We start from the raw sequence: 14,275 nt of genomic DNA on the forward strand, positions 1-14,275 counted from the left end.
GACATCTCCGGTTCGCTCCGTGCCGTGTCGTGAACTTAAACTCACGCGGGTGATCACCACCCGTGCCCGCCTGGCACTCGCCGCGGGAGCGAGCGCGCGCTGGGCATCGCGGGTGACCGGACGCGGGGCCGGCGCCATGATCGGCGGCCTGGTCGCGATGACGCTGGACCGTTCGGTGCTGCGCCAGCTCGGGGCGGGGCGGCGCACCGTCATCGTCACGGGCACCAACGGCAAGTCGACGACCACGCGGATGACGGCGGCCGCGCTCGCGACGCTGGGCCCGGTGGCCACCAACGCCGAGGGCGCCAACATGGACGCCGGCCTGGTCGCCGCGCTGGCCGCCGACCGCGAGGCCGAGCTGGCCGCCCTGGAGGTCGACGAGATGCACGTGCCGCACGTTGCCGACGCCGTCGAGCCCAGCGTCATCGTGCTGCTCAACCTGTCGCGTGACCAGCTGGACCGGGTGGGGGAGATCAACGTCATCGAACGCACGCTGCGGGCCGGCCTCGCGCGTCACCCCAAGGCGGTCGTCGTCGCCAACTGCGACGACGTGCTGATGACCTCCGCGGCGTACGACAGCCCCAACGTGGTGTGGGTGGCCGCGGGCGGCGCGTGGGCCAACGACTCGGTCAGCTGCCCACGCAGCGGCGAGGTCATCGTCCGCGACAGGGGGCACTGGTATTCCACCGGCGCCGATTTCAAGCGACCCAGCCCGCAGTGGTGGTTCGACGACGAAACGCTGCATGGACCCGACGGCCTGGCCCTTCCGATGCGGTTGGCGTTGCCGGGCGCGGTGAACCGGGGCAACGCCGCCCAGGCCGTGGCCACCGCCGTCGCGCTGGGCGCCGAGCCNCGGTGAACCGGGGCAACGCCGCCCAGGCCGTGGCCACCGCCGTCGCGCTGGGCGCCGAGCCGTCGAAAGCGGTGGCGGCGGTTTCCCAGGTCGACGAGGTCGCCGGGCGCTACCGAAGCGTCCGCGTCGGCGACCACGAGGCGCGAATCCTGCTGGCCAAGAACCCCGCCGGCTGGCAGGAGGCGCTGTCGATGGTCGACAAGCGCGCGGCGGGGGTGGTCATCTCGGTCAACGGGCAGGTGCCCGACGGCGAGGACCTGTCCTGGCTGTGGGACGTGCGCTTCGAGCACTTCGAGGAGACCCGAGTCGTCGCCGCCGGGGAACGCGGCACCGACCTCGCGGTGCGCCTGGGATACGCGGGCGTCGAGCACACGTTGGTGCACGACACCGTGGCCGCCATCGCGTCGTGCCCGCCCGGACGTGTCGAGGTCGTCGCCAACTACACCGCGTTCCTGCAACTGCAGCGGGCATTGGCACGCCATGGCTGACTCCACCGTGCGGATCGGGCTGGTGCTGCCCGACGTGATGGGCACCTACGGCGACGGCGGCAACGCCCTGGTGCTGCGCCAACGGCTGCGGTTGCGGGGTATCGAGGCCGAAATCGCCGAGATCACGCTGGCCGATCCGGTGCCCGAGTCGCTGGACCTGTACACGCTGGGCGGGGCCGAGGACTACGCGCAGCGGCTTGCCACCCGGCACCTCCTTCGCTACCCGGGCCTGCAGCGGGCGGCCGAGCGTGGCGCGCCGGTGCTGGCGATCTGCGCGGCGGTCCAGGTGCTCGGGCACTGGTATGCGACGTCGTCGGGCGAACGGGTCGACGGCGTGGGCATGCTGGACGCGACCACGTCGCCGCAGGACGCGCGCACCATCGGCGAGCTGGTCAGCAAGCCGTTGCTGAGCGGCTTGACCCAGCGGCTCACCGGCTTCGAGAACCACCGGGGCGGCACGGTTTTGGGGTCGGCGGCGACACCGCTGGGCGCGGTGGTGAAGGGCGCGGGAAACCGGGCCGGGGACGGCTTCGACGGCGCGGTGCAGGGCAGCGTGGTCGCGACCTACATGCACGGGCCGTGCCTGGCCCGCAACCCGGAGCTGGCCGACCTGCTGCTCGGCAAGGTGGTGGGCGAGCTCGCGCCGCTGCAGCTGCCCGAGGTGGATCTGCTCCGCCGCGAGCGACTGGCGGCTCGCTGAGCGCGGCCCTCGTCCGCGACACGTAAACCTCTGCGACGACACGCGGGGCACGTCGCAATGGTCTCTATCTCGGGGCTGACGCCCCCCAACTGGGCTCCAAGGTTCCTTCAAGAATCCGCCTAGCGGCATCGCCCACCCTTTTCTCGACCCACCGAGGAAAGGCAGCCCATGAGCAACCCCAGAACCATCATCGTCCAGGCGGCCCGAATGGTCGGGCTCGCGGCCGTCTTGAGCGCGGCAACCGGCTCGATGGTTGCGTTCGCCGCGAAGGCCGACGCGGCCCATGACGGGATGCATGGCAACCCGGCCGCCGCAGCGCCCTACTGGCGCTACCAACAGCAGGACCGCGACTGCGGGGAGATGGCGGTGGCCGACGTCGTCGGCCAGGTCACCGGCCACGAACCCACCGAGGACGAGATCACCGCAGCCGCGGGAAACATCCCGAGCATCAGCCATCCCGGACCGATCTACCGGCCCGGGGGCAACACCAAGAACGCGGACCTGCCCGTGCTGCTGGCGCACTACGGCGTCCCGGCCGCCGCGGTCCACCCCAACCTCGACGCCCTCGCCCAGGACCTGGATCGGGGGCGCAAGGTGATCGTCGGGCTTAACGACAAGATCCTGTGGAATAAGCCCGGCGACCGCACCCAGGAAAACCACTTCGTCGTCGTCATCGGCGTCGACACCGCAGCCAACGTGGTGCACCTGAACGACAGCGGCATCGCGGCCGGCCGCGACGAACAGGTTTCCGTTGCCACCTTCGAAGCGGCGTGGCAGACGAGCGACAACTTCGCCGTCGTCACCAACTGACGAGTCAGACCATGGCCCGGCGGCCGGTGAGCGCGCGGCCCAGCGTCAGCTCGTCGGCGAACTCCAAGTCACCGCCCATCGGCAGCCCGGACGCGATCCGCGTCACGGTCAGGCCGGGGATGTCGCGCAGCATCCGGACGAGGTAGGTGGCCGTCGCCTCCCCCTCGGTGTTGGGGTCGGTGGCGATGATCACTTCGGTGATGTCGACGTCGTCGACCCGCTCACCGATTCGCGTCAGCAGCTCGCGGATGCGCAGCTGCTCAGGACCCACGCCGGAGAGCGGGTCGAGCGCGCCGCCCAGCACGTGGTAGCGGCCGCGGAACTCGCGGGTGCGCTCGACGGCCTGGATGTCCTTCGGCTCCTCGACGACACAGACCTGCGAGCCGTCCCGGCGGGGGTCGGCGCAGATGCGGCAGCGCTCGTCGTCGGACACGTTGCCGCAGACCGCGCAGAATCGCACGCCCTCGCGGACCTTCCCCAGCACCGCGGTCAGCCGGTCGATCTCCGGTGGTTCCACCGACAACAGGTGGAACGCGATGCGCTGCGCGCTCTTGGGCCCGATGCCCGGCAACTTGCCGAGCTCGTCGATCAAATCCTGGACAGGTCCCTCAAACATGTCGGTGCAGCGTCAGAGCCCCGGCATCTGCGTCGGCGGCGGCGCCGGCGGCTGGGCCGGTGGCGCGCCCATGCCCCCGGCCAGGGCCCCGAGCCGCTCCTGCGCCATCTTGGTGACCTGCGCCGACGCGTCGCGCATGGCGCCGACGATCAGGTCCTGCAGAGTCTCGATGTCGCCGGGGTCGACGACCTTGGGGTCGATCTCTACCCCGATCACCTCACCGCTGCCCTTGACGAGGACCTTGACCAGGCCCCCGCCGGCCTCACCGTGTATCTCGGCGGTGGCGAGCTGGTGCTGGGCCTCCAGTAGCTTCTGCTGCATCTGCTGCGCCTGAGCGAGCAGCGCTGACATATCGCCTCCGGGTTGCATGACAATCCCCTCGCATCTTGGTCTCGAGTTGGTTTCGCCTGTGGGTGCCGGGCGATTCGAAACACCCAGCGTAGACCGCGCGAGGTTACCTTTGCGCCGTGGACCTACGAGTGAGCAGGCGTGTCGGAATCAAATCGATGGTCGGTGCGCTGGTCGCCGCCTCAACGGTGCTCCTACCGACGGCAACCCCGCCCGCCTGGGGGGTGCCGTCCAATATCGCGGGCATGGTCGTTTTCATCGACCCCGGCCACAACGGGTCCAACGACGCGTCCATCTCCCGCCAGGTGCCGACCGGGCGCGGCGGCACGAAGGACTGCCAGACCAGCGGGACGTCGACCAACACCGGGTACGCGGAGCACACGTTCACCTGGGACACCGCGCTGCGGGTGCGCGCCGAGCTCAACGCGCTGGGCGTCCGCACGGCCTTGTCGCGCGGCAACGACACGGGCCTGGGGCCCTGCGTCGATGAGCGGGCCAACATGGCCAACGCGTTGCACCCCAACGCGGTCCTGAGCATCCACGCCGACGGCGGTCCCCCGTCGGGGCGGGGGTTCCACGTCAACTACTCGGCGCCACCACTCAATCAGGTGCAGGCCGGGCCCTCGGTGCAGTACGCCCGGATCATGCGCGACCAGCTGCAGGCGTCGGGCATTCCGCCCGCGAACTACATCGGCCAGGACGGGCTGTACGGGCGCTCGGACCTCACCGGTCTGAACCTGGCGCAGTATCCGTCGATCCTGGTCGAGTGCGGCAACATGAAGAATCCGGTGGACTCCGCGTTGATGGAGTCAGCCGAGGGCCGGCAGAAGTACGCCGACGCGCTCGTCCGCGGCGTCGCGGGCTTCCTGGCCACTCAGGGCCAGGCCCGCTGACCGCGCTAGCCTTCCAGTTCTTTCTTCAGGTTGGCCAGCACCTCGCCCTGAATCCTCTTGAGCCCCAAGGGCGCAAAGGTCTTCTCGAAGAAGCCTTTGACGCCGCCGGCGCCGGTCCAGCTGGTCTTGACCGTGACGGACGATCCCGGCCCGGCGGGCGCCACCGTCCAGTTGGTGATCATCGAGGAGTTCACGTCCTTTTCGATGACGGTGTGGCCGGCCACGTCAACGTTCACCTGCACGTCGCGCACCCGTGACTTGGTGGCCTGCAGCTTCCACTTGGCGACGGTGCCCGCCCCCTGCCCGCCCTGCAGCACCTGGTACTCGCTGTACTGCGGGGACAGGATCTTCGGGCGCATCGTCTGATAGTCCGCGACCGCGGCCAGGGTTGCCCCGGGCTCGACGTTGATCAAGATCGTGCTGGCTGCGCTCACCTGGCCCATCAGGCCTGACTCCTCTTTTCGATGACTATGTGATCCCCCGCGCGCGGGTGCACGGGCTGTTTCCGAAGACTAGGGTATATGTGGTGCCTGTCCCTGGATCTGCACTCTCGGCTCACGCAGCGGGCGTCGACCGGTTGATGGCGAGTTATCGATCCATCCCCGCGACGTCCGCCGTCCGGCTAGCCAAGCCCACCTCAAACCTGTTCCGCGCCCGCGCCAAACGCGATGCGCGCGGCCTGGACACCTCCGGCCTGACCGCCGTCCTGTCGGTCGATCCCGACGCCCGCACCGCCGACGTGGCCGGCATGTGCACCTACGAGGACCTGGTGACCGCGACCCTGCCGTACGGCCTTTCGCCACTGGTTGTTCCGCAGCTGAAGACCATCACGCTCGGCGGTGCGGTCAGCGGCCTGGGCATCGAGTCGGCGTCCTTTCGCAACGGACTGCCCCACGAATCGGTGCTGGAGATGGACATCCTCACCGGCGCCGGTGAATTGCTGACCGCATCGCGCAGCCGGCACCCGGACCTGTTTCGCGCATTTCCCAATTCCTATGGCACGCTGGGGTATTCGACCAGGCTGCGGATCGAGCTGGAACCCGTCGCGCCGTTTGTGGCGCTACGGCATATCCGATTCCGCTCGCTGCCCGAAATGGTCGCGGCGATGGAACGCATCGTCGACACCGGCGGGCAGGGCGGCACCCCGGTGGACTATCTGGACGGCGTGGTTTTCAGCCCCGACGAAAGCTACCTGTGCCTGGGCCGTCGGACCGCCACCCCGGGACCGGTCAGCGACTACACCGGGAAAAACATTTACTACCAATCGATTCGGCATGACTCGGTTGGGGAGGAAGCCACCAAGGACGACCGGCTGACCATTCACGACTACCTCTGGCGCTGGGATACCGACTGGTTCTGGTGCTCCCGCGCCTTCGGCGCCCAGAACCCGCGAGTGCGGCGCTGGTGGCCCCGGCGGTACCGGCGCAGCAGCTTCTATTGGAAGCTCGTCGCCCTGGACCAGCGTTTCGGCATCGCCGACCGCATCGAAAAACGCAATGGACGTCCGCCGCGCGAGCGGGTGGTGCAGGACGTCGAGGTGCCGGTCGAACGGACCTGCGAGTTTTTGGAGTGGTTCGCCGGCAACGTGCCGATCACGCCGATCTGGTTGTGCCCGCTGCGGCTGCGCGATCACGACGGCTGGCCGCTGTATCCGATGCGCCCGGACCACACCTACGTCAACATCGGATTTTGGTCGTCGGTGCCGGCCGGCGCGACCGAGGGCGCCACCAATCGCGCGATCGAGGCGAAGGTCAGCGAGCTGGACGGGCACAAGTCGTTGTATTCCGACTCCTATTACACCCGCGAGGAGTTTGACGAGCTCTACGGCGGGGAGGCTTACAAGACGGTCAAGAAGATCTACGACCCCGATTCGCGTCTTTTGGACCTGTACGCAAAGGCGGTGCAACGGCGATGACGACCACCCGAGAACCCCATCACACCACGACCGGGAAGCTCAGCATGGCGGAGATCCTCGAGCTTTTCGCCGCGACCGGACGACACCCGCTGAAGTTCACCGCGTACGACGGCAGCACCGCGGGCAGTGAGGACGCGGAGCTGGGCCTGGACCTGTGCTCGCCTCGCGGGGCCACCTATTTGGCCACCGCCCCCGGCGAACTCGGCCTGGCCCGCGCCTACGTGTCGGGTGACCTGCGGACGTACGGCGTGCATCCCGGCGATCCGTACCAGTTGCTCAAGACGCTGACCGACCGGGTCAACTTCAAGCGGCCCTCGGCGCGGACGCTCGCCAACGTCGTGCGATCGATGGGTGTCGAGCACCTGCTGCCCGTCGCCCCGCCGCCGGAGGAGGCGCCGCCGCGGTGGCGGCGGGTCGCGGCCGGTGTCATGCACAGCAAGACCCGGGACGCCGAGGCCATCCACCACCATTACGACGTCTCCAACACCTTCTACGAGTGGGTGCTGGGTCCGTCGATGACCTACACCTGCGCGGTCTACCCGCACGCCGACGCGACGCTGGAAGAAGCGCAGGAAAACAAGTATCGGCTGATCTTCGAGAAGCTGCGCCTGCGGCCGGGCGACCGGCTGCTCGACGTCGGCTGCGGCTGGGGCGGCATGGTGCGCTACGCGGCGCGGCACGGCGTCCGCGTGATCGGCGCCACCCTGTCGGCCGAACAGGCGAAATGGGCGCAACAGGCGATCGAAGACGAGGGCCTCGCCGACCTGGCCGAGGTGCGCCACTCCGACTACCGCGACGTCGCCGAGGCGGAATTCGACGCCGTCTCCTCCATCGGCCTGACCGAGCACATCGGCGTCAAGAACTACCCCGCGTACTTCGGTTTCCTGAAGTCCAAGCTGCGCACCGGCGGCCTGCTGCTCAATCACTGCATCACCCGCCACGACAACAAATCGACCTCGTTCGCCGGCGGGTTCACCGACCGCTACGTCTTCCCGGACGGCGAGCTCACCGGCTCGGGCCGCATCGTCACCGAGGCCCAAGACGCCGGCTTGGAGGTGCTGCACGAGGAGAACTTCCGGCATCACTACGCGATGACGCTGCGCGACTGGTGCCGCAACCTCGTCGAGCACTGGGACGAAGCGGTCGACGAGGTCGGCCTGGCGACGGCCAAGGTGTGGGGCCTGTACATGGCGGCCTCACGGGTGGCCTTCGAGCAGAACAACCTTCAGCTGCATCACGTGCTGGCCGCCAACGTCGCCGCCCGCGGAGACGACGCCCTGCCGCTGCGGCCGTGGTGGACACCCTAGGCCGCCACTAGCTCGGTTCGATCCGGCGGGCGCCCAGCTCGTTCTGCAGCAGCTCGAGCGCGGCCTCCTCTGGGTCGCGGCGCGGCGCCGACGGCTCGGCGCGGCCCGCCTCGGCAAGCATGTGCTCCTCTTCATCGCGCTGAGCCGACTCCGTCTCCGCCGGCTCGTCGACGGGTGCTACCCGGCTGGCGGGCGCAGGGGCGCTCGCGGCCGGCTCGCCCGCGCCGACCTCGCAGCGCACCCGCCAGCTCACCCCCAGCGCGTCTTTGAGCGCTTCGGCGATGACGTCGGCGTTGCGCTGCTCGGACAGCCGCTTGGCCAGCGGAGCCGACGCATGGGTCAGCACCAGCGTGTTGTCCTGCACCGCCCGGACCGTGGCGCCCGCCAGCATCACCTCGGTAGTGCGGCTGCGCTGGCGTACCTTGTCGCGCACCGTCGGCCACATCGATCGCAGCGCGGCGGCGTTGAGTTCGCCTGGGGCAGCGGCCGATTCGGGCTCGGGCGGCGGCGGAGCCGATTCGGGCGGCGGAGCCGGTTCGGGCGCCGGCGTCGGCGTCGGCTCCGGCTTCGACTCCGGTTTCGACTCCGGTTTCGGCTCGGGCCAAGCGACGGGCGCAGCGGCCTCCTGGCGGGGCCGGACGGGCGTTGCCGCGGGCCGAGATGTGGGTGCGGCGCTCGCTGGGCTATCTGCGGCGGGAAGGGACACGCCCAGCCGGGTCTCGATCCGCTCGACGCGCTGCAGCAGCGCCGACTCGGCGTCGCTGGCCGACGGCAACAGCAGCCGCGCGCACACCACCTCGAGCAGCAGGCGCGGCGCGGTGGCACCGCGCATCTCTCCCAGCCCGGCCTGCACGACCTCGGCGTACCGGGTCAGGGTCGCCGGGCCGATCCGCACCGCCTGCTCGCGCATCCGGTCCAGCACGTCCTCGGGCGCGTCCACCACGCCGCGGCTCACGGCATCCGGAACCGATTGCAGGACAATGAGATCCCGGAACCGTTCCAGCAGATCGGTGGCGAAGCGCCGCGGGTCGTGGCCGGCGTCGATCACCGATTCGACCGCGCCGAACAAGGCCGCGGCATCCGATGCGGCCAGCGCGTCCACGGCGTCATCGATCAGCGCGACGTCGGTGGCGCCGAGCAGCCCCAGCGCGCGCTGATAGGTCACATGGTTGCCCTCGGCGCCGGCCAGTAGCTGATCGAGGACCGAGAGCGTGTCGCGCGGCGAACCCCCGCCGGCCCGGATCACCAACGGGTACACCGCGTCATCGACGACGACGTCCTCCTGCTCGCAGATCCGCCCGATCAACGCCCGCATGGTCTTGGGCGGCAGCAGCCGGAACGGGTAGTGGTGGGTGCGCGACCGGATCGTCGGCAACACCTTCTCCGGCTCGGTGGTGGCGAAGATGAAGATGAGGTGCTCGGGCGGCTCCTCGACGATCTTGAGCAGCGCATTGAACCCCGCGGTGGTCACCATGTGCGCCTCGTCGACGATGAACACCCGGTAGCGCGACTGCGCGGGGGCGTAGAAGGCGCGGTCGCGCAGCTCGCGCGTGTCGTCCNAGCCAGCCACGTCGATGCTGCCGGGCGCGTTGGGGGCCAGCGCGACGCAGGAGTCGCACACGCCGCACGGGTTGGCCGTCGGCCCCTGCGCGCAGTTCAGCGACCGGGCCAGGATGCGCGCCGACGACGTCTTGCCGCAGCCGCGCGGCCCCGAAAACAGGTAGGCGTGGTTGATCCGGCCGGCCTCCAGGGCGATCGACAGCGGACCGGTGACGTGCTCCTGCCCCACCACCTCGGCGAAGGTTGCCGGTCGATACTTGCGGTAGAGGGCCACGGTCAGCAGGCTACCGGCGGGCGCTGACTGGAGCCCGGCTGGCGTCGAGTGTGCATCGCCGGCTTTGAGCGTGAAGCAGCGGTCGACTCGCCCGTGTCGTCGCCGTCAGCTCACGCTCGACGCGGAGGAGACCAGCATCGACTCCGTCGCCGCCAGCAGCGCGCACGTCGCCAGCCCGTCGACCGCGTCGCGTAGGTCCGGCAGCGACGGGAAGGTGGGCGCGATCCGGATGTTCTTGTCCTCCGGATCTTTCCGATACGGGAACGACGCGCCCGCCTCGGTCACCGCGATACCGGCGTCCTTGGCCAGGGCGACGGTGCGCCGGGCGGTGCCGGGTAACACGTCGAGGCTGATGAAGTAGCCGCCCTTGGGTTCGGTCCACGAGGCGATTTTGGAATCGCTCAGCCGGTCGTCCAGGATCTCGAGCGCCAGCGCGAACTTCGGCGCCAGGATCTGCTGGTGGCGCAGCATCTGCAGGCGCACCCCGTCGGCGTCGCCGAAGAAGCGCAGGTGCCGCAGCTGGTTGACCTTGTCCGGGCCGATCGACTTCTTCCCCGCGTATTGCAGATACCAGGCGATGTTGCCCAGCGACCCGCCCAGGAAGCTGACCCCGGCGCCGGCGAAGGTGATCTTCGAGGTGGACGCGAAGACATAGGGCCGGTTGGGGTTGCCCGCGGTGGCCGCCAGGCCGAGCACGTCGACCTGGCGGAGGAAGTCGTGCGTCAGGGTGTGCACCGCGTAGGCGTTGTCCCAGAACAGCCGGAAGTCGGGCGCTGCCGTCCGCATCTGCACGAGCCGGCGCACCGCTTCCCAGGAGTAGGTGATGCCGGTGGGGTTGCCGAACACCGGTACCGCCCACATTCCCTTGATCGCGGGATCCACGGCGACCAGCTCCTCGATGAGGTCGACGTCCGGCCCGTCCTGCAGCATCGGGACCGCGATCATCTCGATGCCCATCGTCTCGGTGATCGCGAAGTGCCGGTCGTAGCCGGGAACCGGGCACAGGAATTTGACGGCCGGCTCCTTTGTCCACGGCCGCGGCGAGTCCACCCCGCCGTACAACATCGAGAAGGCGACGAGATCGTGCATCAACTCCAGGCTGGAGTTGTTGCCTGCGATCAGGTTTTGCACCGGGATCCCGAGCAGCTCGCCGAAGATGGCCCGCAGTTCCGGCAGGCCGTGCAGGCCGCCGTAGTTGCGCGTGTCGGTGCCCTCGGAATCGCGGAAATCGTCGCCGGGGAGGCTCAGCAGCTGGTTGGACAGGTCGAGCTGCTCGGGCGAAGGCTTGCCGCGGGTCAGATCCAACGCCAGCTTCTTACCCTGCAACTCCGCGTAATCCCGCTGGTTGCGCGCGTGCACCGCGGTCAGCTCGTCAGGGCTGAGGGAATCGAAAGACACCATGGGCCCTTTCGCTGTCGAGACGGTGGCTTCGGGGTCAGGTGTTGGACATGCCGTAGGCCCCGAACCGTGGCGATCGCTAGCGCGGCGCAGCCGAGCGAAGCGGGTCGCCACTCATCGAACATAGGGGACCCCGCGCACCCGACAGAGCCTATTGACCCTTGCTGCCTTCCGGCCCTGGGGGAGTTCACAGGATAGACGCCACGCGGGGTCCATGGCGAGTGTAATACCCGGCCCGGGGCAACCGGCGGCGACCATTGAAGCGGGGCCCGCACCCTCGGTTACCATGGCCCACGGAGGATTCGCCTAGTGGCCTATGGCGCTCGCCTGGAACGCGGGTTGGGTTAACAGCCCTCGCGGGTTCAAATCCCGCATCCTCCGCCACCGGTCGCACTCGATAGGGCGCGACCACGCACGGGGGTTGTTTGGAATCGCTTTGACCGGCCTTTAGGCTGGCTTACCGGCCGACAAGGCTCACCGGCAGCACGAGGAGGCGTATGGGGCGCAAGGTCGCCATACCGTGGCACGCGACGTTTTCGATCGCTGCCGGCGTCCTCTACTTCTTTTTCGTGCTGCCCCGCTGGCCTGAGCTGATGGGCGACACCACGCATTCGGTGGGGACGACGCTGCGGATCGTGACGGGCGCGCTGGTCGCCCTGGCCGCGTTGCCGGTGGTTTTCACCCAGTTGCGGACCCGCAAGCCGGAGTTGGGCACGCCGCAGCTGGCGCTGACCATCCGGCTCTGGTCGATCGTGGCCCACGTGCTGGCCGGCGCACTGATCATGGGCACCGCGATCAGCGAGATCTGGCTCAGCCTCGACGCCGCCGGGCGCTGGTTGTTCGGCGTTTACGGCGCCTCCGCCGCGATCGGCGTGCTCGGCGTCTTCGCGTTTTATCTGTCGTTCATCGCCGAGTTGCCGCCACCGCCGCCGAAGCCGATCAAGCCGAAGAAGGAAAAGCGCAAGAAGCGGGGCCTGCGCGGCAAGAAGGGCGACGAGACCGAAGAGGCGACCGAAGAAGCCGCCGAAGAGGGCGCCCAGCCCGAGGTCGAGGAAACCGAAGCGGCCCCGGAAACCGAAGCGAGCGAAGAAGCCGCGGCGGAGGAGCAGGCCGAAGAGCCCGGAGAACCGGTCGAAACGGCCGAAGCTGCCGAGGAAACAGCGGCCGCGCCGGAATCCGAAGAGCCCAAGGGTGGGCTGCAGAACCGCCGCCCGACGGGCAAGGGCACCCATCGGATGCGGCGCCGGCGCACCCGAGGCGGCGTCGCGGTCGACGAATGACCGCAGCCCGCGACGTCAGCGGCGCTTGAGGCTGTCCACGTAGGCGGCGATCCGTCGCTGCGTCTGCTCGGCGCCCCAAAGGCGGCGGACCTCGCTGTCGATGAGGGCGCCCTCGCGCATCCGCGCCAGGGCGGGGGCTCGCAGCTGCACTTTGGTGTGGCGATAGGCGTCGGCCGGGATGCGGCCGAGGTCGGCGGCCTCGGCTATCGCCGCCTCGACGAGGTCGTCGGCGACGACCCGATGGGCGAGTCCGTTGGCGATCGCCTCGTCACCCCGGTAGACGCGGCCGCCCAGCAACACGTCCTCGGCGCGGTCCCCGCACGCGTACCGCATCACCTCGAGCGCGGCGACCGGAAACGGCACTCCGACACGGACCTCGGATGCCCCGATCTGCGCCTCGGGGCTGATCAGCCTGCGGTCGCAGGCGCACGCCAGCACGCATCCGCCGGCGATGGCGGCGCCGTTGATCGCGGCCACCGTCGGGCCGGGGTAGCAGAACATCGCCTCGAACGCCTCGGCCAGCGCGGGGATCAGCCGGTCGGTGTAGTCGGCACCGCCGTCGACCACGCGGTTGAGGTCGACCCCGGCGCTGAACGCGCGGCCGGCACCGGTGACGACGAGCGCCTTCGCGCCGGAGTGCTGCAGCTCGCCCAGCGCGTCCGTCAGCTCTTTAAGCAGCTCGAGGTCTTGGGCGTTGACCCGCCCGGAGGACAGGGTCAGTACCTGAACCGCGCCGGCGGCTTCGATCTCGATCACGATGAGACGATAACGACGGGGATGTCGGTGTTCTCGTCGGTGTGGTAACTCGCGCACACCCGGTGGTAGCCGTCGGCGATCTGCAGCGGGACGCCCGTCGTGAAGTCGCCGCGCACCAGCAGGATCGGGGACAACGCTTGTCCCTTCTTGATCTTGGACAGATCGGCGGCGACGTGGGGGTTGTCCTCGGGTAGCAGCCGCAGCTGCGCCGCGCGGAGGATGTCCTTCGCCTTTTTGTGGCCGACGGTTCCGGCCTTCAGCTTTTCCGCCAACTGATTGGCGGTGCCCGGCTCCGCGAGCATGGCCAGGTAGTCGGCCGCCGCCGGGAAGTCATGCGCCTCAGGCTTTTCCAGCCATTTCACGCTCGCCATCGCGCGTCTCCCTTCATCGGCCGTGTCGAGGCAGCCTACCGGGCCGGGCCGAAAATTGGGATCGGTAGCGGCCCGGCACGGCTGTACTTGCGCTCATGGCGGCGCCAATCCGGCGGCGCATGAAGGAAGGAAAACCAGTGAAACGTCTTATCGCGGGAGCGATTGGAACCCTTGGCGTCGCGTCGGCGCTGGTGGGCTGCTCGAGCGGCGGCCACACGGCCAGCCCCGCGTCGAGCACGGCGCCCAGCGCCGCCCCCGCCGGCACCAACGCGCAGGTCAAGGTGGGCGGCACCGATCTGGCCGGGCTGAACCCGTCCTCGGTGACCTGTGTCAGGACCGGCGGCAAGATCGACATCGGCAGCGGCAACTCGGGCGCCCAGCAGGCGCTGGCCGTCGTGATGACCGACGAAGCGACCCCCAAGGTCGAGTCGCTGGCACTCTTCGTCGACGGCAGCGCTCTGTCCGTCAGCAACGGCATGGGCGCCAAGGTCGGCTCGGCCGACGTGGCGGTGGATGGCAAGACCTACACCATCACCGGCCAGGCGCAGGGCGCCGACATGAAGAACCCGATGGCCGGAATGATCACCAAGGACTTCAACATCAAGGTGACCTGCGGTTGATCGATCGAACTCCGCGGCGGCGGGCGTGCCCTCACTCACACGCCCGCCGCTCCGGATCCTCGCCACGCCCGCGACGGCGGACTTAT

General features: G+C 69.3%; 14 protein-coding genes, 1 tRNA gene, 1 other RNA gene and 1 pseudogene. 9 read left to right on the forward strand and 8 right to left on the reverse strand.

The features are described 5' to 3' along the window. Positions 1-49: 49 nt before the first annotated feature. The 3 genes and pseudogenes from BN4348_RS53600 (at position 50) to BN4348_RS53610 (ending at position 2,851) form a co-directional block, all read left to right on the forward strand. Positions 50-1,341, forward strand: a pseudogene (locus BN4348_RS53600) (MurT ligase domain-containing protein). Further along, a complete protein-coding gene (locus tag BN4348_RS53605) occupies positions 1,334-2,041 on the forward strand; it encodes a type 1 glutamine amidotransferase (protein WP_066916761.1) in 708 nt (235 codons plus the stop codon). Before BN4348_RS53600 ends, BN4348_RS53605 begins: the two are co-directional and overlap by 8 nt. Positions 2,042-2,209: 168 nt before the next feature. Further along, entirely contained in the window at positions 2,210-2,851 is a 642-nt protein-coding gene (locus BN4348_RS53610) for a C39 family peptidase (RefSeq protein WP_066916763.1), read from the forward strand. A gap of 4 nt (positions 2,852-2,855) precedes the next feature. Here BN4348_RS53610 and recR read toward each other — a convergent pair whose 3' ends face one another. Continuing rightward, positions 2,856-3,467: a recombination mediator RecR gene (recR, locus tag BN4348_RS53615; RefSeq protein WP_066916765.1), complete on the reverse strand. Its 612-nt coding sequence runs from the start codon at positions 3,465-3,467 to the stop codon at positions 2,856-2,858. 12 nt (positions 3,468-3,479) lie between these two features. Further along, positions 3,480-3,836 (reverse strand): YbaB/EbfC family nucleoid-associated protein, encoded by a 357-nt coding sequence (locus BN4348_RS53620; RefSeq protein ID WP_084454543.1) that lies wholly within the window; start codon positions 3,834-3,836, stop codon positions 3,480-3,482. A 98-nt stretch (positions 3,837-3,934) separates the two neighbouring features. On the opposite strand from BN4348_RS53620, the gene BN4348_RS53625 reads away from it, so the two are divergent. Further along, positions 3,935-4,708 carry an Rv3717 family N-acetylmuramoyl-L-alanine amidase gene (locus BN4348_RS53625; protein ID WP_084454545.1) on the forward strand — a complete coding sequence of 258 codons (774 nt, stop codon included), beginning with the start codon at positions 3,935-3,937 and terminating at the stop codon, positions 4,706-4,708. A gap of 5 nt (positions 4,709-4,713) precedes the next feature. On the opposite strand, the gene BN4348_RS53630 is transcribed toward BN4348_RS53625, so the two are convergent. Further along, a complete protein-coding gene (locus BN4348_RS53630; protein ID WP_066916769.1) occupies positions 4,714-5,151 on the reverse strand; it encodes an SRPBCC family protein in 438 nt (145 codons plus the stop codon). Between the two features lie 137 nt (positions 5,152-5,288). On the opposite strand from BN4348_RS53630, the gene BN4348_RS53635 reads away from it, so the two are divergent. Next, positions 5,289-6,623, forward strand: coding sequence for an FAD-binding oxidoreductase (locus BN4348_RS53635; RefSeq protein WP_211145764.1), 1,335 nt, complete (start codon positions 5,289-5,291; stop codon positions 6,621-6,623). Next, the gene (locus BN4348_RS53640; protein ID WP_211145765.1) at positions 6,620-7,930 is read left to right on the forward strand and encodes a class I SAM-dependent methyltransferase; all 1,311 of its coding nucleotides are present in this window, start codon (positions 6,620-6,622) and stop codon (positions 7,928-7,930) included. Before BN4348_RS53635 ends, BN4348_RS53640 begins: the two co-directional genes overlap by 4 nt. Positions 7,931-7,937: 7 nt before the next feature. On the opposite strand, the gene BN4348_RS53645 is transcribed toward BN4348_RS53640, so the two are convergent. From BN4348_RS53645 to ffs, 3 genes are all read right to left on the reverse strand, one after another. Then, positions 7,938-9,764 carry a DNA polymerase III subunits gamma/tau gene (locus tag BN4348_RS53645; RefSeq protein ID WP_066916771.1) on the reverse strand — a complete coding sequence of 609 codons (1,827 nt, stop codon included), beginning with the start codon at positions 9,762-9,764 and terminating at the stop codon, positions 7,938-7,940. Positions 9,765-9,869: 105 nt separating this feature from the next. Continuing rightward, positions 9,870-11,162 (reverse strand): PLP-dependent aminotransferase family protein, encoded by a 1,293-nt coding sequence (locus tag BN4348_RS53650; RefSeq protein WP_096866322.1) that lies wholly within the window; start codon positions 11,160-11,162, stop codon positions 9,870-9,872. Between the two features lie 122 nt (positions 11,163-11,284). After that, an RNA gene (ffs, locus tag BN4348_RS53655) (signal recognition particle sRNA small type) lies at positions 11,285-11,379 on the reverse strand. Positions 11,380-11,457: 78 nt separating this feature from the next. Between ffs and BN4348_RS53660 the strand changes: the two genes are divergently transcribed. Next, positions 11,458-11,546: transfer RNA gene (locus BN4348_RS53660), tRNA-Ser, on the forward strand. Between the two features lie 113 nt (positions 11,547-11,659). Beyond that, complete coding sequence (locus BN4348_RS53665; RefSeq protein ID WP_066916775.1) at positions 11,660-12,442, forward strand: hypothetical protein; 783 nt, start codon at positions 11,660-11,662, stop codon at positions 12,440-12,442. A gap of 15 nt (positions 12,443-12,457) precedes the next feature. On the opposite strand, the gene BN4348_RS53670 is transcribed toward BN4348_RS53665, so the two are convergent. Both BN4348_RS53670 and BN4348_RS53675 read right to left on the reverse strand, forming a co-directional pair. Beyond that, positions 12,458-13,198, reverse strand: coding sequence for an enoyl-CoA hydratase/isomerase family protein (locus BN4348_RS53670; protein ID WP_066916777.1), 741 nt, complete (start codon positions 13,196-13,198; stop codon positions 12,458-12,460). Next, positions 13,195-13,569, reverse strand: coding sequence for a hypothetical protein (locus tag BN4348_RS53675; RefSeq protein ID WP_066916779.1), 375 nt, complete (start codon positions 13,567-13,569; stop codon positions 13,195-13,197). Before BN4348_RS53675 ends, BN4348_RS53670 begins: the two co-directional genes overlap by 4 nt. A 137-nt stretch (positions 13,570-13,706) precedes the next feature. Here BN4348_RS53675 and BN4348_RS53680 point away from each other — a divergent pair, with 137 nt between their 5' ends. Continuing rightward, positions 13,707-14,189 carry a lipoprotein LpqH gene (locus BN4348_RS53680; protein ID WP_066916918.1) on the forward strand — a complete coding sequence of 161 codons (483 nt, stop codon included), beginning with the start codon at positions 13,707-13,709 and terminating at the stop codon, positions 14,187-14,189. The last annotated feature ends 86 nt before the right edge of the window (positions 14,190-14,275 follow it).

Source organism: Mycobacterium interjectum (assembly GCF_900078675.2).
Taxonomy (GTDB): Bacteria; Actinomycetota; Actinomycetes; order Mycobacteriales; family Mycobacteriaceae; genus Mycobacterium; species Mycobacterium interjectum.